The following is a 19,378-nucleotide window of genomic DNA, read 5'->3' as shown; positions in this document are numbered from 1 at the left end:
TGTCGTTTATTGTCGTGATTATTGCCGCGGGAAAGCAAGAATCCGCAAATTCCTGCGGATATCACGATTGCGCTATCTGGGATTATGCGGATTCTTGCGATTGAGGCCCGACGGCGACCGCGCATCTTACGTTTGTCGGCCGCCGTCACAACCTACTGTCAGTCGGTCGGAACGTCGCCGGACTGGGTGTGGTCGAAGACCGGCTTGTTGTCGCCGTCGAAGGTGTAGACGCCGATGTTCGCGGAGCTCGGATCATTGTTCTTGTTGAACGGTCCGATACCGGTCTGGCCTTGGTACTGGATGTCCTTGCCGTCCTTGAGGAGGGCGAGGCATGCCTTGTAGGAATCGCACTTTTCGCCGCCGTCCGCGCCGGAGACCGCCGCCATATTGGCCTGGATGGTCTTGCCGTCGGCGCTGCCGCCCTTCTGCGCGGCGAGGGCTGCGAGAATGATGCCATCGTAAGTTTCGGCAGCATAGGTGGTGGTGTTCTTCAGATCCACGCCGGTGGATTCGAGACGCTTGATGAAGTCATCGGACGGGTTGACGCCAGGGATGGTGCCCTTCGAGCCCTTGAGCAAGCCGGCATCAAGCTCGCTGGAATAATCGGAGGTGTTGCCGTCGACGAAATACAGCTTGCTCATGTCCACACCGGCGGAGGCGAGGGCCTTGAGCAGCGGCTTGGTCTGATCGAAGGCGATGACGAGCGTCGCGTCAGGGTTGGACGCCTTGATGGCGGTGGCAATCGAAGAGAAGTTCGTTTCGGTCGGATCGAAGGTATCCTTCTCGCCGTAAACGATATCGACGCCCGCGTCACCGGCGGTCTTGACGACCGTGTCGCGCAGGCCGGTGCCGTATTCGTCGTTGAAGACCGCGATGGCGAGCTTCTGCACGCCATCCTGGGCGATGAGGTTGCCCATCACGGCACCCTGCACGGTATCGGGGGCGACGGTACGGAAGAAGTAGTCGGACAGGCCGGAGAAGCTGGCCGAAGTGGCGCCCATCGACAGCATCGGAACGTTCTGCGAGGTGATGGACTTGTACGTGTTCTTGACCACGGAGCTGGAAGCCGGGCCGATGACGAACGACGGATTCTTGCTGAGCACGGACTGCGCGGCGGACGTGTTCTGATCGGCATGGTCCGCATCGGAGGTGTCGGCATCGACGGTGGTGACGTCATTGCCAAGCACGCCGCCCGCATCGTTGATATCCTTGACCGCAAGTTTCTCGGCGGCCAGTTCAGGAGGTGCGAGATAGGCCAGGGAACCGGTTTCCGGCCACAGTCCGCCAAGCACGAACTTGGTGGTCTTGGCGCTGGAATCCGACGAACTGGCGGCACTGTCGGAACCGCTGGAACTCGAGCCGCAGCCGGCGAGCGACATCACCGCGGCGGCGATCACGGCGGTCGTCGTGATCGACAGCTTCTTCATGCTCTTCATGTTGATATGCTTCATGCGAATCACCATTTCCTCTCTTGATCCGGCCGAATGCCGAACCCTTGGTGACGATTGCGATCGTGTTGATTGTTCTCGACCGTTCGCAATCTTTACTTCGGAATATAGAAGACCCGCAAACCGAAAGTGTGTGCATAAAGTTAACCCGAGATGAAGCCCGAAAACTGTTGGAAACACAAGGATTTCCAACGGTTTTCGGGCATGGCTGAACCGCCGGCGGAGGTAGGATTCCCGGTACGCCGGCGGTTGGCTGGGACTCGAGGTCCTCGCTTACGGAAGAAAGCCCGGGCTCGGGGACTCAAGGTTCCGGCTCATGGAGGAAACCGCGGAACGCGTGCGCAGACCGCCATTCGGGACCGAAGGCGTACGAAGGTACGTCAGGCGGCGAGCGGCGAGAAAGGCGGCATGCGCTCCGTTCCGTGATTCCCAGAGTTCTGCCGTCACCTCATCTCCCTTCCTCTTCCACCTCCTCTTCCAGATTGCCGAGGTAGAGGGAAACGACCTTCGGATCTTCCATCAGGTCACGGCCCTTGCCGGAATATGCGTTACGGCCCTGGTCGAGAACGTAGCCACGATCGCAGATCTGCAGGCAACGACGGGCGTTCTGTTCGACGATAACCACGGAGACACCGGCCTTATTGACCTGACGCACGCGGATGAAGGTCTCATCCTGCAACATCGGGGACAGACCTGCGGAAGGCTCATCCAGCAACAGTACGGATGGCTTCATCATCAGGGCGCGGGCCATGGCCACCATCTGGCGTTCGCCGCCGGAAAGCTGGCCGGCAAGCTGGTTCTTGCGTTGGCCGAGCTTGGGGAAGATGGAGCACACGTAGTCGAACCGCTCGTTGAACAGCTTCGGCGCCTGGAATGCGCCCATATGCATGTTTTCCGCGATGGTCAGGCTGGGGAACACGTTTTCGGTCTGCGGCACGAAACCGACGCCGCGGGAGACAAGCTTGTCGGCACGCAGGTTGGTGATGTCCTCGCCCTTCAACAACAGCTTTCCGGAGTGGATATGCACCAGACCGAACAGCGACTTGAGCAATGTGGACTTGCCGGCGCCATTCGGACCGATGATGCCGACGATTTCGCCCTCATGCAAGGTAAGGGAGGCGCCGTTGAGGATGTTCACGCCGGGAATGTACCCGGCGATCAGGTCGACCGCGTCCAGCAGGGGCTCGCCCTCGGGTTCTCCCACGTGGATCTGCGCACGGGTCAAACCGTCCGCGCTCCCACCCTGAATGTCCGATTCTGGAGAATCGGACAAACCTGCCGGATCGGTGACGCTTGCGATGTCGCTCATCTCAGGCCTCCTTCAAATCTTCAAGCACGGAATCGTCACCCAGGTCCACATTGGCATGCGCACCCAGATAGGCGTCGATCACAGCCGGGTCGCTCATCACGCTCTTCGGCTGACCTTCGGCAACGATCTTGCCTTCCGCCATCACGGTGACCCAATCGGCGATATGACGCACCATGTTGATGTCATGTTCCACGAACAGCACCGTCGTGCCTTCCTCACGCAATGCCATGATGTGGTCGAGCAGCGACTGCTTCAACGCCGGATTCACGCCGGCCATCGGTTCGTCGAGCATCACCAGCTGCGGATCCGACATCAGCGCACGTGCCATCTCCAGCAGTTTGCGTTGGCCTCCGGAAAGCGCGCCCGCATAATCGTTTTTCTTCTTGATCAGCAGGAAGCGTTCCAATAGCGCTTCCGCCTTTTCAACGTTCTCTTTCTCCTGACGTTTCCACATTCCGGGAAACAGCGCACGGAACATGCCCTCACCTGGCTGCACGGGCGCACCAAGCAGCATGTTGTCAAGCACGGTCAGACGGCTCATGACCTTCGTCAGCTGGAATGTGCGGACCATGCCCATACGTGCCACCTTCTCAGGTTGCACGTGGGCCATGTCCTTGCCGTCGAACTGCCAAGTGCCGGTATTCGGCGTATCGAAGCCGGTCATCAGATTGAAGAACGTGGTCTTGCCGGCACCGTTCGGACCGATCAACGCAGTGATGCCGTGGCGTTCGATCTCGAAGTGGCCCACGTCCACGGCGGTCATGCCGCCGAATTTGCGGGTCACGTTGTCGGCGATCAGAATCGGATCGGGCTTATGCACACCCGGCTTGTTCTCCACGAACCTGAGATCCTCGGTGACTTTGTCCTTGTAAGCGGTGGAGATCAGGGTTTCACCTTCTGGCGCCTTGGTGGCCCATTTCGTCAGATCATGGAACGGGACGCCCGGCTGAGGGAAAGACGACACGGCGGGCTGTTGAGTATTCGTTGTATCAGGCATGGAAAGCCAACTCCTTTCGGTCGCCCAACAAGCCTTGTGGCCTGAAGATCACCAGGCACATCAGCGCGACGCCGACGATCACCCAGCCAAGGGCTTCGATCTGGTTGGAGGAGATCAGGGTTTCGGGAACCGTATTGCGCATGACCTCCTTGACGAAGGTGAGCAACACCCACAGCACGCAGGAGCCCAGTACCGGGCCAAGAATCGTGGCCGCGCCACCCAGCAGCAGAATCGTCCACACATAGAAGGTGACGGTACGACCGAGCGAATCCGGCTGCACGGAACGCGGCAGCACGAAGATGATGCCGGCCATCGCGCCAAACAGACCGCCGAGAATCAACGATTCCATCTTGTATTTCGTAACCGGCTTGCCGAGCGAACGGATCGCGTTCTCATCCTCGCGGATGCCCTTGAGCATGCGCCCCCACGGCGAGTGGAACCAACGCCAGCACAGGAACGCCGCGATTGCCACCAAAATCCAGGCCACGATACGAAGCCACCAGGAGTTCGCGATGTTGTTGCTGTAGGTCCACAGCAGGAACGTGGTCGAACCATCGGGCAGCGGGGAAAGCGCCTCGAACTTCTCCGTGAAATCCTGCGGGGAAATGCCGGCGGAACCGCCGGTGAGATTCGTCATGGCCGTCGACCTGCCGATGATACGGATGATTTCCGCGGCAGCCAACGTGACCATGGCTAGATAGTCAGGGCCGAGCTTCAACGTCGGAATGCCAAGCAGCAGTGCGTAGATGACGGCAAGAGCGAGCGCCGCGCATACGGAGGCGAACAGGTTGCAGCCCATCGACTGCGTGACTGCGAAGCCGTACGCGCCGAGCAGCATGAAGCCTGCCTGACCCATGTTCATCAGGCCCGTCATACCGAAGTGAATGTTCAAACCGATGGCGGCGAGTACGTATGCCGCCGTGGTCGGGGCGATCAGCTCGCCCGCTGCATTGGAGATGATTGTCATGATGTCCATGAATCAGCCCACCCTTTGTTGCTTGCCGAAGATGCCCTGCGGGCGCACCAGCAGAACGATGATGAGGATTGCCAGCGCGCTGGCGTAACGCATGTCGTTGGGGATGACGAGCGAGCTCATGTCCGCCACGATGCCGATGACCAGCGAACCGATGAGTGCGCCGTTGGCGGTACCGAGGCCGCCGAGCGTGACGGCCGCGAACATCAGCAGGATCAGGGTCGCTCCGGTGTTCCAGGAGATGCCGTTGAGGTAGATGCCCAACAGCACGCCGGATAGTGCGGCCATGGAGCATGACAGGATCCAGACGACACGTACCACCTGGTCCACGTTGATGCCGGAAGCCGCTGCGAGCGCCGCATTGTCGGACACGGCTCGCGTTGCCCTGCCGAGACGGGTCTTGTAGAGGAACAATGTGACGCCGATGATCACGCAGATGGCGATTAGCGCGGACAGCAACGTCGGCATGTCGGTCGTGATCGGGCCGAGCTGGAAGCTGTCCGGCACCGATTTGACGATGCCCTTGATGTCACCGCCGAAGAAGAACTGGAACGTGTATTGCAATGCCATCGACAGGCCGATGGTGACGATCATCTGCTGCATGGTGCCGACATGGCGGCGGCGCAGCGGGCCCCATACGATTTCGTTTTGGATGAGACCTGTGATTGCGCCGATGACGATGGCGAAAATGGCGGAGGCCACGACCGGCATGTGCAGCATCTGCGTGCCGACATATGCCATGAGACCGCCGAGCGTCACCTGCTCACCGTGCGAGAACGACTGCAGGCCGGTGGTGCCGTAGACGAGGTTCATGCCGACTGACATCAGGCCAAGCATCAGACCGAAGATGATACCGGAGTACAGCTGCTGCCAGATGCGCTTGCCGATGTTGGAGCCGGCCTTCTTCTTTGATACCGTCGCGGTGCCTGAGGAGCTGGAGCTGTCGGCGCCGGATTTGGCCGAGTCGGAGGACGAGCTGTCGGAGGATGCGGAGTCGTTGACTTGGTCGAAGCGGACCACGCCGCGCTGCTTGTCGAAGCTGGCTTTCTTGATGGTCACCGTGGCGCTGCTCGACTTCAATCCGTGCTCTTCGGCCACGGATTCGTCGATGGTGACGGTGTAATCGCCGTCATCCTTGACTGAAAACGCCCACTTACCGTCGGCATCGGTTGTTGTTTCCGCTTCTTCCGTACCGGAAAGCTTCACGGTGATATCCGCAATCGCTTTCTTGTCGGCATCCTGCAGAATGCCGTTGACGCAACCGTTGTCGGAAGTCGGATTGCAGACATCCACGGCGTCGGCCGCCATGGCTGAGTCGGGTGGCAGAATGAATAGCATCGAAAGAGCGGCGAAGATCGAACATAGTATTACGATTCCCGATCGACGATGCCGTGCAATGTGAGATACGGCTGTCATAGGATTTCCTCTCTTGTTGTTTCCACAACGTAGGAGAAGAAACGGCGTTCTCAGTTGCACTCAGATTTCCGGAAGGTTACTCTCACGCCGGAGTTGTAACACGGAAATTACGCGGGAAGGTCGGCGGAGAGCTCTCTCAGACGGATTGGCTATGGTGCCGGAATGGTCAACCGCTGTCGGAAAATGGGACACGATTGCCGGCAAAACAACGTTTTTGCCCGATTTTTCGGCGTTCTCGCGCATCTGACGTTTTGTTACGCCTGACGTTTGTCAACGGGCGAGCGAAGCCAATCCGAAACCCAATGCGACGCACACGAGCGGCACCGCAACCGTCGCCACGCCATACCCCAACGCCATCGCGAAACGCTTCTTGCGAATCAACGACAGCACTTCATTGATGGCCGTCGAGAACGTGGAAAACCCGCCCAGAAAACCGGTCAGGAACAGCATGACGGTCTGAGAATCCACCGATTGCGCATAATATGACATCATCGCAATGCCCGCACACAACGAGGCGATACCGTTGATCACCAGCGTGGACAATGGGAAGGAACGATTCCAGCTACGTTGAATCGACACATCAAGCACATAACGAGCCATGGCCCCGATGCCGCCGAAGAAGCAAAGCAGCCACATCATCAGCGCACCTCCCCCGTGGTCGGATCGGCGACCAGCGGAATCTCCGCAGTGATCGGCTTGGGTTCGAAACTCGGCGGATTCACGGACGGTACAGGACTATTCCGCCGCGTCGCGTCGGCAAGCTCCGCCAACCCTGGGGATTCCTGCGATTCCACAGATTCGGATTGTGCAGCCCGCGCGGCCGTGGTCGCAGCCGCCTGCGCCGCCGCAGCCGCCTCCAACGCGGCTTGAGCGGCGGAATGCGCCATATCGGCCACTTTCACCTGCGTATATCCTTCGGCCAGCCCCTTCCTCATCGTCAAGTTGTCCGATTCTGGTGAATCGGACAACCGTGAGTGTCTGTCAGCCCCCTGTTTGTCCGATTCACCAGAATCGGACAAACGTAATGCTTCACGTACGGCTCTGCGAGTGCGGCGCGCCAGCAGCAACTGCATAATCCCGAGGCCCGCCACGGACGCAATCATGCCTCCGACGAAACTGATTGCAAGATACAACAATGCACCCGTCACATGATGTGTGCTCATTCCTTCCATGGTTTCCAACATGAGCCCGGACATGGTGGAAAGCCCTCCGAGCATCCCCAGACCAATGCCGCGACTGGCGATCTGACGCATGCGGCGGGGCCACCATGAAGCGACCGCCATGTATTCAACCAGCATGGCGAACAGGAAACAGGCAAGCATATTCGACACGAAGGTGCCCGGTACGAACGGCTGTCCCTCAGCCGCTGGCATCATCTCATCAAGCACGCGACGAAGTCCCACGCCGACAAAACCGCCGACGAACACCACCAGATACATCAGTCCGTCGGCCAGAGGATTGAATCGTGCCTGCACACGCTTTAACGGGGCGAGAGGAATCTGAGGAGGATTGGAAGCCGCAGCCGCACCTTGAGGTTGGGCATCAGCGTTGGCCGCCTCAACCACGCTGATCGCCTGCGTCGCCGGATTCGGGTCCTCCCCCGCGCCTAGCCACCTGGGCGGCTTGGGCTCGTCATCCGCCTGTCCGCCATGCAACGGACCCCGTGTCTGCGATTCCATGTCGCTCCCTTATTCCAAAACTTTCAGACGCTCACTCATGAACCACACCGTTCTCGCGACTGGTCACACAACGAGGCACCAGTCGCAGATACCGTCTTCCCGACATTGCACGAGTGTACACGCTGCCACGACGCAATCCGACCACGTGTCCGATTCTGGTGAATCAGACACGTAATGCCCTCTGCAACGCCCACAGATGTCCGAATCTCCAGAATCGGACAGCCGTGTAGGGCGCTCACAGTCCGGCATCGCACAGCCGACGCATGGCGAGACGCACCTTACGTTCCTCCTCACCACTGAACAGCACCACCAAATAATCACCGGCACGCAGCGTAGTATCACCGCGCGGCACGATCTCACGCTCGCCACGACGCAATCCGATAATCAGACAGCCTGACGGCCATGCCACGTCACGTACGCGCTTACCCTCCGCTTCGGCACCCATCTCCAGCGGAAGTTCCATCACACCGCTGCCGACCTGGCTCACAACGGTTGATTCCATGTCTCGCGCCTTCATATACCGTGCCAACAGTTCGCCATAAATCGGCCTGGTACGCAGCAAATCGGAGACAAGAAGCGCGATGAAGGCCGATGCCGCAATCGGCAGCATGTGCGTCAACGTACCCGACATCTCTACAGCCAGCAAAATCGAAGTAATCGGAGTCTTTACGGAAGCGGCCAACGTACCCGTCATCACACAAACCGCGAACACAGCCACGGACTGCGACTGCAATCCGCAAAACTGACGTGCAGCCTCGCCGCAGATGCCACCAGCCAATGAGCCGATTGCCAGAATCGGCATGAAAATGCCACCGGGGGTACCGGAACCAAAACTGGTGCTGGTGAAAATCATCTTCGCCGCAAACAATATGCACAACATACCAATGCCCGATTCGGCCTTTTCGGACAATGCGATGAGATTCGATCCGCCGCCAAGCACGTCCGGCAGCCAGATGCCGACCGGCAACGCGATCGCGATGGCAACCATCGGGCGAATCCACGCAGGCAGCTTGCCATATAACGTCTGCAATCCAAGCAAGGAACGGTTCACCAGCGAACCGACCAGACCGGCGACGATCCCCAGCGGAATCAACCAAATGTATTCGGCAAGAGGCAGTTGCCCGACAGCGCCGAAATCCAACACAGGACGCAGTCCGAAACAATATTTCGAAACAAAATCGGCGGTTAGCGAAGCAGCGGTCGCACCCATCAAAATAGTGGGCGAAAAACTACGATGAATACCTTCAAGCGCAAACATCATGCCAGAAAGCGGGGCGCTGAACGCGGCGGAAAGGCCGGCAGCGGCACCGGCGGACACCAGATAGTGCTCCTGCGCATCCTCACGACGCCGCCCACGCAAACGATGCGACAGAAACTGCGCTCCAGACGCGCCGATTTGAATGGACGGCCCCTCACGGCCCAGCGACAGACCGAACAGCGACCCCAGCAGACCACCAACGAAACGAACCGGCAAAATGCTCTGCCAACGCATCTTCAAACCATCGATCACCACACCATTGGTTTGAGGAATGCCACTGCCACCGGCCATCGGCTCTTTGCCAACCATCCAAGCGATAAGCAGGGCACTGCCAGTGGCCGCAGCCATCCACGGCACAAGCAGCCACGGCTGGTTACGGATCTGCGCGTACATCCAACGTGCACAATCCGTGCCATATTCGATACCAAGACGGTAAACGACCACCAACAAGCCGGAAATCAGACCAACAGCAACGCCGGCCGCGGCCATCTTCCATTTCAGATGGTCGAAGCGTGGAATCAGCCTGTCGATGGTCGGAATCGAACTCATCGCATTGCGCTCCCGTCTCCTCGCCCGTTACGTCTTCACACAGACTGTCCGATTCTGGCGAATCAGCCAGTCGCGCCTCCAATATCAACCCCCATGTGTCCGAATCTCCAGAATCAGACACGTACGCATCCAAACTCGCCCACGCATGTCCGATTCACCAGAAACGGACAAACAAGGATGTCAGATCACCAGTTGTTTGTCCGAATCTCCAGAATCAGACAAATAGGGGATAAAAAAGGTGCCGGACAGGCGTACACCTGCCGACACCAATCATACGTACACTACCAATGAAGCGCAGCGGGAATCAGTCGACGAGCGAATTGATCTGAATGATGTGATCGCGCTGCGGGCCGGTGCCAATCACGGAAATGCGGCATCCGGACAGCTCTTCAAGACGCTTGACGTAATCCTGGCAGGTTTGCGGCAGATCGTTGAAATCATGCACTTGGGAAATGTCTTCGGTCCAGCCCGGCATGGTCTCGTAAATGGGCTTCGCGACGGCAAATTCAGCCTGATCGGTCGGCATATCGTCGTGGCGTTCACCATTTACGTCGTAAGCCACACAAATCGGAATTTCTTGAAGCCCGGTAAGCACATCAAGCTTAGTGAGCACGATATCGGTCAGACCGTTGACTTGGGATGCGTAACGATTCACGACCGCGTCAAACCAGCCGCAACGACGCGGACGACCAGTAGTCACACCGTATTCGTGGCCCTGGGCACGCAGCCAGTCGCCATCCTCACCGAACAGTTCGGTCGGGAACGGTCCCTCACCGACTCGGGTCACATATGCTTTGGAGACGCCAATCACGCGGGTGATCTTGGTCGGTCCAACGCCGGTGCCAGTGCAGGCACCGCCGGCGGTCGGGTTGGAGGATGTCACGAACGGGTAGGTGCCATGGTCCACGTCAAGCATGGTGGCCTGGCCGCCCTCGAACAATACGGTCTTGCCCTCGTCAAGCGCCTTGTTCAACACCAAGGAAGTATTGGCAACGTAAGGCTTCAGACGTTCACCGAGCTTAAGCAGCTCGTCGGTGGTCTGGTCCACATCAATCGGACGACGATTGTACAGTTTGACCAGCATCTGATTCTTCTGATGCAGGCTCGCCTCAACCTTGTCATGCAGATGCTCAGCGTTGAACAGGTCATGCACGCGGATGCCGACACGATTGATCTTGTCAGCGTAAGCCGGACCGATACCACGGCCGGTGGTGCCGATCTTATGCTTGCCGAGGAAGCGTTCAGTCACCTTGTCGAGTACACGATGATACGGCGCGATGATGTGTGCGCTTTCGCTCACCAACAGTCGGGAGCAGTCCACGCCGCGGCTTTCAAGGCCGTCGATCTCCTCGAACAGTACTTCGGGATCGACCACGACGCCGTTGCCGATGACCGGGGTAGCCGTCGGACTGATGATGCCGGATGGCAGCAGGTGCAGTGCGTACGATTCGTCTCCGACCACCACGGTATGGCCTGCATTGTTGCCGCCGTTGAAGCGTGCAACGTAATCGACTTTGGTACCGATGAGATCGGTGGCCTTGCCTTTACCCTCGTCGCCCCACTGAGCGCCAATCAACACGATACCCGGCATAACGCACCTCCACGCTGTCGCCTTATTCCGCCGAAAACAGCGTACCTTGAGCCCTCTACTGCGGGTCGCCAATCCTGTTTGTCCGATTCTGGTGAATCAGCCATGCACGCCCGCCTTTTCACCCCTCATCTGTCCGATTCTGGAGAATCGGACATTCAGGCGCACGCCGAGGCACGCTATTTGGCTGATTCACCAGAATCGGACAAACGGAATCCCGGCAGCGCCGCAACACACGACCCCGTCCGCCGCCATCCACCCCAGGCTCTACATCTCACTCAGCTGCTCGATGGTCACGAACTCGTACCCCTGCTTCTTCAGATCGTCGATAATCCCCGGCAACGCCTCCACGTCCTGCGACCGGTCGCCGCCGCCGTCATGCATCAGCACCACCGCGCCGTTATGCGCATTGTTCAACACCGCATCATGAATGGCCTGCGCACCGGGCATCTTCCAATCCTCCGTATCGATATCCCACAGCACGTTCATGTCAAGCAGGTCGGCGCACTGCTTCCACTGTTCCACGCCGAACGCACCATATGGGGCACGCATCACCTTCGTTTCCAGTCCGGATGCCTTCTTCAGATTGTCAAACCCTGCCGTGATCTCCGCGCGCAACTCGTCACGCCCCATCTTCGGCATGTATGGATGCGTGTTGCTGTGACTCGCCACCTGATGACCTTCTGCAAGCATGCGCTTCTCCTGCTTCGGGTATTGCGCGGAGCTTTCGCCGACGTCGAAGAACGTCGCCTTCACGCCTTTCTCCTTGAGTATGTCCAGAACCGCGTCGCTGTATTGGCTTGGCCCGTCGTCGAACGTCAATGCGATTACCTTACGTCCGGCCGGTCGTGGCGAACGCGACTGTACCACCAGATTCTGCGGTTCCTTCTTGAATCCCTTGTCGACTTCCTTCTTGGATCTCCGCCCGACCCAAATCTCTTTCATGCCGTCCTTGCCGAGTTGTTTGACTTCCTGCAGCGGCCCATTGTTGAGATTGATGTCGGTACCGTATTTGACGGTGTCGTACCGTACCGTATGCGCTTCGGTCTGATCCTTACCGGATTCCACGGTGATTACGTCGTTGTCGGCCATACGTGTGCTGCCAAGTTGCGCGGTTGCCACGGCGGCGCCATTACGTTTCACGATGATCGCTCCACCGCCGCGCTTGTCGAGGACCTTGCCGGTGATATCCAGCAGACGGCCTGGCTTGGCGTTGAAATCATCGTTGTCATGGAGCAGGGTCGCAATCGTGCTGTCGATGCGAACGAGACGGTCGACACGATTGACGGTAACCGGAATGCGGCGCAGATGATAGTTCCACAGATACCAGCCGCCCGTTGCGCCTCCTGCGACCAGTACGGTCAGCAACATCGCAAGTATGACGCGCAACCAAGTGTGATGTTTGCGCGGCGGACGGACGCTATCCTCAAAAGACAGCTCTTCAATATCGTCTTCCAAAGTCATGCTGGCTTCTTTCGCTGCTATTGCCGTGACGTCGTATTGGGATTACCGCAATTGTAGGCGACGTTGCCGCGCCGGCAAACGATCCGACCGCCGGAGGCCCGCAAAACCACAATGAGAAAACCAAAGTGTCACAAAACGAGACATAATGGAGACATGACTATCGCAACTCCTGAACGTTATGCCGAGATGCTGGATGCCGCACGTCGTGGCGGCTACGCATATCCCGCAATCAATGTGACCAGTACGCAGACGCTGAACGCTGCGTTGCAGGGTTTCGCCGAGGCGGAATCCGACGGCATTATCCAGGTGTCGGTGGGCGGTTCCGCATATTTCTCCGGACAATCGGTCAACAATCGTGTGGTCGGCTCGCTCGCATTCGCCGCGTTCGCGCATGAAGTGGCCGCACACTATCCGAACATTACGGTGGCACTGCACACCGACCATTGCGCCAAACAATATCTGGATGAATGGGTCCGCCCGCTGCTTGCGCATGAGGCGGAGCAGGTCAAGCACGGCGAAGAGCCGACGTTCCAGTCCCACATGTGGGACGGTTCGACGGTTCCGCTGGAAGAGAATCTTGACATCGCCGAGGAGCTGCTGGAAAAGTCCGTGAAGGCGCACACCGTGCTCGAAATTGAGATTGGCGCGGTCGGAGGCGAAGAAGACGGCCATTCCGCGGAAATCAACGACAAGCTGTACTCCACGCCCGCCGATGGCGTACGCGTGGCGGAACGACTGGGGTTGGGTGAACACGGCCGTTATATGGCCGCGTTCACCTTCGGCAACGTGCATGGCGCATACAAGCCGGGCGTAGTGCAGTTGCGTCCACGATTACTGCACGACATTCAGTCCGAAGTATGGGCGGCCGCACATGACGGACGCCTGGGAAGCGTTGATGCCGCGCACGTTTCCACTTGTGCGCTGCCGGACATGCCGGAAGGCAAGCCGTTCCCCCTGGTGTTCCACGGCGGTTCCGGATCGTCGGCGGCTGAGATTGCGGAAGCGGTTAGCTACGGCGTGGTCAAGATGAACATTGATACGGATACACAGTATGCGTTCTCACGTGCAATCGCAGGACACATGTTCCGCAATTACGATTCCGTGCTGAAGATTGATGGTGAAGTCGGCAACAAGAAGTTCTACGATCCACGCTCGTGGGGTCGTGAGGCCGAATCCTCGATGGCCGCACGTGTGGTCGAGGCTTGCAAGCAGCTAGGTTCCGCGGGGCGGGCGCTGAGGTAGTCTTCCCGCCGTGGCGTTTGGCTGTCTTCCCCTCTGTTTGTCCGATTCTGGTGAATCAGCCAAGGCGGAGAGGTAACCAGCGTTCTGTGTGTCCGTTTCACCAGAATCGGACAAACAGAACATGATTAAAGGTGTGCGGATGGCTGATTCACCAGAATCGGACACACAGGAAGGCCCCGCTACGACCACACGCCACCAGAACCGGTTGAAATTCCCCCGGATCAGGCATGCCAAAGGACCGGATTCATCCGGTGGCGCTATAAGCCAAGCGGGCACGGCTCGTGTGCGAACAGAATCAGGAAAGAACAAAGGGAAAGAGGAACCGGACAGGAACTGCCACGCTTCTAGTAGGCGGTGCTTCGGAATCCCGCGAACGGCGAGGCATAGGCACATGGGTCACGTGGCACTCGAGCCGCGTCAAGCCGACGCCGCAATGGTTCCCGGAATCGGACATGCTCCATCTGGAATCTTACGACGTTAATTTTCAGCATATTCAGTTCACTTTCACGGTCCTTCTCTCGCAAAATCACATCAACCGTGTCACCGTCGACCGTCATGGACGGGTCCACATACTTCTGCCGACCATCCAACTCACCGACCACAATGCTGCCATCGTCACGTTCCCATGAAAAATCAGCCCTGATATTGCGACCATCCAACGGACTTACGTAAGTAACCTGCGCCTGTGGCTGCGCGAATCCCAATTCCAGCATCGCGGCGAGCGCGGCCACCTCACCGCCGTTCTCGCATGCCGGTTCCGCATGCTCCGCAACATAACGTGCACGGATGATTCCGCCGATCTTCCTTTTATTGCCAACGAACTCCTGCAGTTGCGTCTTCGTGAGATTGCCTTTGCGCAAACCCGTGCAGCACACAATCATCGCATTTTCAAAATCCAGCATCCGCGCACAGTCCGCCATAGTCTGAATTTCTGCGGTGACCTGCATGCCGTCCACTACTTTCGTCGGCGGAGGATCCTTGTAAAAATGTGCGATGACGAAGCCGTGACGCCCCGCCTTGGAACGTTCCGTCACTGCGATGTGCACGTACCGCTGCAATTGCAGGGTGGTCGAGTAACCGTACGCACCGGCGGCGGACGGACCACACAGCACCCAGTCCGGATGTTCGTGGCAAACTGTCCGAAGCGTCCATTTGATGCGATCGGCGTAGGAAAGTGCATTCCACTGCTGCGCACTGATGTAGTAGCCCTTCTTCGGCATGATAATCATGCCGGTATGTACACGACGTTGGCATGCACGGCGATCCTTAGGCTGCTCGGGTACCGCAAGACGGCGGTGCGCATAGGCTTGACGGAGCATCGCGTCTAGACGCTGCTGAGCTTTCGTCGCTCTTGCAGAAGAATTCCTGTGCATGTTCATGCGCACACGATAGGGGATTTCGGGTGGACGTGCCAGCAGAAACAGGGGTTGTGGTCGAAGGACGGGAGTTATCCACATTTTCGGGCGTGTCGCGAGGCTGCGGGGGAGGGGGGCGTCAATCTTCAGCGGGAATAACAGGAGTTCGCCCCAGTTTGTCCGATTCTGGTGAATCAGTCATCCAATGCTGCCATACTGCACCACATGCGTCTGATTCTGGAGAATCGGACAACCGGGGTACAGAAAACGGAATGTATGTGACTGATTCACCAGAATCGGACATTCATACAGCGCACGAACCAATCAGACTGTCTGATTCGGGAGAATCGGACATGCGGAGAGATGGCTAACTGGCACGCCGCGCGAACCACAGATTGATCAGCGACCCCGCCACCACCAGCACCACGCCAATCCAGAATGGCACGCCCAAAGCCACACCGAGCAGCACCGTGCTGGATGCGGTGGAGAACACGGGCGTGGCATATGAGCCGACCGCCAGCGTCTCCATGTTTCCGTACAACATGCCATAGCCCCAACAGGCGTATCCGTCGGCAATCGACAGTGCACAGGCCGCCAGTGTCACATATCCGCTTATCGACGGCGTGGATGTTGGCCAGCCTTGGCCGGACGCGAAGTGAATCACCCACAGTACTGCGGCCACGCAGCAGAAGAAAATCGTCGTACCATCGTAGCCGTCGGACATCACAGGTGTCACGGTTGCATACACTGCCCATATGAACGCGCCTGCGAGCGCCAATGCATACGGCAGCGGATTCGATGCGATGTTACGCATGGCCTCATATACGTCGAGACTCTCACCTCCGACGGCCATCGCCACGCCGATTGTCGCCACGATCGCGCCTGGCAGCGCTTTCCAGACCGCACCGCGCTTATGTGAGACCGCAGCGGTCATCAGTACCAGCAGTGTGGGCCATAGATAGTTGACCAAGCTCACTTCCACAGATTGCGCGGCCGTTGAGGCGAGTCCGATCGACAATGAGATTGACGCTTCGTACGCGATGAACATGGCACCGCCGATGATCAGATATTTACGCGGCGCCTTACGAATCGGCGCCGGTCGACGTACGATCATCAGCATCATGCCACCGACGGTGTAGATCAGCGCAGATCCGAGCGTTGCACCGAATGCGTCGGCGACGAGACGCACCAGCCCGGCCATGAACCCCCACAACACGATTGCACACAGGCCGATAATCGTGCCACGATGCGAAATCGCATGTCCAAGCAACGGATTGCGTGGCGTCTTTCTCTCATCTGCTTTCACGCGCACCACGTTACTTCACACGCCCAACAGATGTCCGATTCTGGTGAATCAGCCATTCAGACCCCAATATACAGGTATCCAAATGTCCGATTCTCCAGAAACAGTCAGGTAAAGGCAAAAGATATGGGTTTGTTTGTCCGATTCACCAGAATCGGACAAACAAACCCATCAGACAACTGCCCGCATGCCACAAACCGCATGCCACGCGCTGCACAACCCGCAGCTGCACAACCCACGGCTCCGCATCACTCCATTCGCAGCCAGCAATCCCAGCGCCCTACCGTCGGCCGTTACGATACTTCAGCAACTGGATGACTGCGCCGGCAACGCCACACAGGATGCCGCCAATCGGCCAAGGAATCCAGAAAACAGCTCCCCAAAAACTAGGATCGCCCCCAAGCGCGGCATTCGCATTGACGCCCACGAACAGCATGAGCAGCGCCATCACCGTTGCAATCAGCATGATGATACCGCACACCGCCCCGGTAAGTTTGTTGTAGTATTTGTCGGTCACACTCATAGGCTGTGACAGGCTTTCGAAATCATCCTCCGCGGAATCACCCTCCGCATTGCGCTCTTCGCTTTCGCGATTGTACTTGCCGAGCTTTGTGCGATCGAGCCGCATCCCCGTGAAGATGAAGCAGAATACGGCTATGGCCACCAGTGCCAGCATTATGCTGACGGGCCACCCGTTGTTGATGCCGAGTACCTCGTTGCAGTACACCATCACGCATACGCCGACCATGATCAACCCCACACCCACAGCCTTACCGATGCCATTTTCGATGACTGCGCGCGATCTGTCATCATCCGTATAGAAATCCTGAATGTATGGATGACGCCGTTGGAAATCGCCATGCAGGGCACCGGCAGGAATCAGCAACGCACAGCCTACGATCACACCGAGAATAATCGGCGCGGCGGTCAGGAATTCATTCATCGGACTGTGTCCGATAATCGAGTTTTCGGAGTCGAATAGCATGCCGGCCGCAACACCAAGAATCATCGCGGCGACGCCAAGCGCAGTCAGCCATGCGCGGATCTTCATATGTCTGTCGTAGCCGACCATGTCTTGCGGCATTGCGGAGCGCGATGCTGCGGCGGAACGCGGCGCCGCTGCAGGGTGATCCGCTTTCAGCGCAGTCGGCGCGTCTTGCGTCGAAGCCGACGATTCCGCCTGGTTTCGCAGCGACGACGAAGCCGCCGCGAAACCGACCGGTTGCGCAATTGCGGCCACGACCCCGACCGATCCGGAATTCGTAGACGTATCGGCGGTCGATTCACGTATGCCCGAATTCGGTCTGCGAACGTCACCCATCACCAGGTCATCAAGCGTTACGCCGAACAGGTCGCAGATCATCAGCAATTTGTCCATTTCCGGATATGCTTTTTCGGACTCCCATTTCGAGATGGCCTGCCGTGAGACGCCGAGCAGCATCGCCAGCTGCTCCTGCGTCATGTTGCGGGTGCCGCGCAGGTATTGCAGATTTTCCCTGAAGCTCATCTTTGCTCCTTTACTGCGATTGGTTCCATCGTCTCATACCGTTCGATTGGCGATCTTGCCCTCGAAAGTGTGGAACATGTTTGCGATTGATGATTGCAGATTGCCACAAGGCTTCGGTTGCGTGCCACCATCTTGCGGTTGCACGGCCATGGTGCAACCGGATTTCTCTCTGCAACCGGTAGTTGCGGCGGCGTACGCTCGCCTTTCGTTTGTCCGATTCTGGTGAATCAGCCATCCGTGTACGTTTTGGCACACCCTGTTTGTCCGATTCTCCAGAATCGGACAAACATGCCCATACTTTTGCCCTCCGGATGGCTGATTCACCAGAATCGGACAAACCAGAACCCAAGGCAACGGTCGTTGGCCCCAGCTTGGTCCCGAGTGCCCGGCTAAGCCAAGTGCCCCCACCTAAGCCCAGCACTCTGGTTGGCTCCAACCCCAGTCAGGCCCAGCCGAAATTATCGGCTCCCGCCCCTAGTGAGAAATGGTATTTGACCAGACCCAGATCAGCTCCGGAGTATGACGTCTCGTTGGTCAGACGAACGGACACGATCCGCCCGTGTCCTTCGATGAAAAAGTCCTGTTTGTTGAATGCCGTCGGTGCAAGCAGTGCCGCTTTCACACCGTCCGTGAACCATGCAGGGGCCTTACCGTCGTATTTGCAGACTTCGGAAACGGATTTGGATTGGTGCGGCTCGCCTTGCTCCGCTCCGTATCCGATGGCGATGACGGCGATGGTCCGGTTACCTTCCGCCATTTTGTCCACAATCTTACGGCTGTAGGTACCGCCCGCCCACCAGGTATTGAGGCCCAAGGTTTGCGCGTACAACATGAGATCGGCGCCCGCATATCCCAGTCGTTCGTCCAGTTCTCGAGGGTCCTCCCCCTCACGCAGATTCGCGGACATGATGAGGAAATTACGCACACCTTTGGCACGTATCAGTTTGAAGATGGGACCGAACGCAGTTGTGTCTTCGGTTCGTAGAGTGATGGCTGTGCCATATTTTTGATTGTCATGCGCAACGCGCCTAGTAAGCAACGATACGATGTCGTCAGGTATCGGCTTGTTGGTATAGGCACGTACGGTGTGCCGTGAACGCATCGCTTCAAGCATATCCATACATACACCTTAGCCTTCAATCGGCTTCTCTGGCTATGCTGTTGGAATAATCCTGAAGTTGGAGAAATCGTGGAGCGGATGACGGGAGTCGAACCCTACCTGACCAAAGCCAGAAAGCCGCTAAATTCCAGTGATTTAGCGGCTTTCTCTGGCTTATCGCAGACCTATAT

At 58.0% G+C, this 19,378-nt stretch carries 15 protein-coding genes; 1 reads left to right on the top strand and 14 read right to left on the bottom strand.

The window, feature by feature from the left end; genetic code table 11:
* Positions 1 to 158 precede the first annotated feature (158 nt).
* From BBDE_RS00465 to BBDE_RS00420, 10 genes are all read right to left on the bottom strand, one after another.
* Complete coding sequence (locus BBDE_RS00465; protein WP_003837977.1) at positions 159 to 1,463, bottom strand: ABC transporter substrate-binding protein; 1,305 nt, start codon at positions 1,461 to 1,463, stop codon at positions 159 to 161.
* A 433-nt stretch (positions 1,464 to 1,896) separates the two neighbouring features.
* Positions 1,897 to 2,757, bottom strand: coding sequence for an ABC transporter ATP-binding protein (locus BBDE_RS00460; protein WP_003837979.1), 861 nt, complete (start codon positions 2,755 to 2,757; stop codon positions 1,897 to 1,899).
* A gap of 1 nt (position 2,758) precedes the next feature.
* Positions 2,759 to 3,754: an ABC transporter ATP-binding protein gene (locus tag BBDE_RS00455; protein WP_003837980.1), complete on the bottom strand. Its 996-nt coding sequence runs from the start codon at positions 3,752 to 3,754 to the stop codon at positions 2,759 to 2,761.
* On the bottom strand, positions 3,747 to 4,730 hold the full coding sequence (locus BBDE_RS00450; RefSeq protein WP_003837981.1) for a branched-chain amino acid ABC transporter permease: 984 nt from the start codon (positions 4,728 to 4,730) through the stop codon (positions 3,747 to 3,749). The genes BBDE_RS00455 and BBDE_RS00450 overlap by 8 nt, the downstream gene beginning before the upstream one ends.
* Positions 4,731 to 4,733: 3 nt before the next feature.
* On the bottom strand, positions 4,734 to 6,143 hold the full coding sequence (locus BBDE_RS00445; protein ID WP_012901782.1) for an ABC transporter permease subunit: 1,410 nt from the start codon (positions 6,141 to 6,143) through the stop codon (positions 4,734 to 4,736).
* A gap of 270 nt (positions 6,144 to 6,413) precedes the next feature.
* Entirely contained in the window at positions 6,414 to 6,782 is a 369-nt protein-coding gene (locus BBDE_RS00440; RefSeq protein WP_003837984.1) for a fluoride efflux transporter FluC, read from the bottom strand.
* Positions 6,782 to 7,822, bottom strand: coding sequence for a FluC/FEX family fluoride channel (locus BBDE_RS00435; protein ID WP_003837985.1), 1,041 nt, complete (start codon positions 7,820 to 7,822; stop codon positions 6,782 to 6,784). The genes BBDE_RS00440 and BBDE_RS00435 overlap by 1 nt, the downstream gene beginning before the upstream one ends.
* A gap of 235 nt (positions 7,823 to 8,057) precedes the next feature.
* A complete protein-coding gene (locus BBDE_RS00430) occupies positions 8,058 to 9,629 on the bottom strand; it encodes a ClC family H(+)/Cl(-) exchange transporter (RefSeq protein ID WP_003837987.1) in 1,572 nt (523 codons plus the stop codon).
* Between the two features lie 304 nt (positions 9,630 to 9,933).
* Complete coding sequence (locus BBDE_RS00425; RefSeq protein ID WP_003837988.1) at positions 9,934 to 11,220, bottom strand: adenylosuccinate synthase; 1,287 nt, start codon at positions 11,218 to 11,220, stop codon at positions 9,934 to 9,936.
* Positions 11,221 to 11,484: 264 nt separating this feature from the next.
* Positions 11,485 to 12,681: a polysaccharide deacetylase family protein gene (locus BBDE_RS00420; RefSeq protein ID WP_003837989.1), complete on the bottom strand. Its 1,197-nt coding sequence runs from the start codon at positions 12,679 to 12,681 to the stop codon at positions 11,485 to 11,487.
* 153 nt (positions 12,682 to 12,834) lie between these two features.
* On the opposite strand from BBDE_RS00420, the gene fbaA reads away from it, so the two are divergent.
* A complete protein-coding gene (gene fbaA, locus BBDE_RS00415) occupies positions 12,835 to 13,923 on the top strand; it encodes a class II fructose-bisphosphate aldolase (protein ID WP_003837990.1) in 1,089 nt (362 codons plus the stop codon).
* Positions 13,924 to 14,267: 344 nt separating this feature from the next.
* Here fbaA and BBDE_RS00410 read toward each other — a convergent pair whose 3' ends face one another.
* From BBDE_RS00410 to BBDE_RS00395, 4 genes are all read right to left on the bottom strand, one after another.
* A complete protein-coding gene (locus BBDE_RS00410; RefSeq protein WP_012901781.1) occupies positions 14,268 to 15,242 on the bottom strand; it encodes a hypothetical protein in 975 nt (324 codons plus the stop codon).
* A 403-nt stretch (positions 15,243 to 15,645) separates the two neighbouring features.
* The gene (gene yddG / locus BBDE_RS00405; protein WP_012901780.1) at positions 15,646 to 16,593 is read right to left on the bottom strand and encodes an aromatic amino acid DMT transporter YddG; all 948 of its coding nucleotides are present in this window, start codon (positions 16,591 to 16,593) and stop codon (positions 15,646 to 15,648) included.
* A gap of 268 nt (positions 16,594 to 16,861) precedes the next feature.
* Positions 16,862 to 18,088 carry a helix-turn-helix transcriptional regulator gene (locus BBDE_RS00400; RefSeq protein WP_003837994.1) on the bottom strand — a complete coding sequence of 409 codons (1,227 nt, stop codon included), beginning with the start codon at positions 18,086 to 18,088 and terminating at the stop codon, positions 16,862 to 16,864.
* 442 nt (positions 18,089 to 18,530) lie between these two features.
* On the bottom strand, positions 18,531 to 19,208 hold the full coding sequence (locus BBDE_RS00395) for a nitroreductase family protein (protein ID WP_003837996.1): 678 nt from the start codon (positions 19,206 to 19,208) through the stop codon (positions 18,531 to 18,533).
* Between the last annotated feature and the right edge of the window lie 170 nt (positions 19,209 to 19,378).

It is taken from the genome of Bifidobacterium dentium JCM 1195 = DSM 20436 (assembly GCF_001042595.1).
In the GTDB taxonomy this organism is placed as follows: domain Bacteria; phylum Actinomycetota; class Actinomycetes; order Actinomycetales; family Bifidobacteriaceae; genus Bifidobacterium; species Bifidobacterium dentium.
Note: the sequence above shows the minus strand (reverse complement) of the source record. Positions and strands in the feature narration are given on the sequence as shown.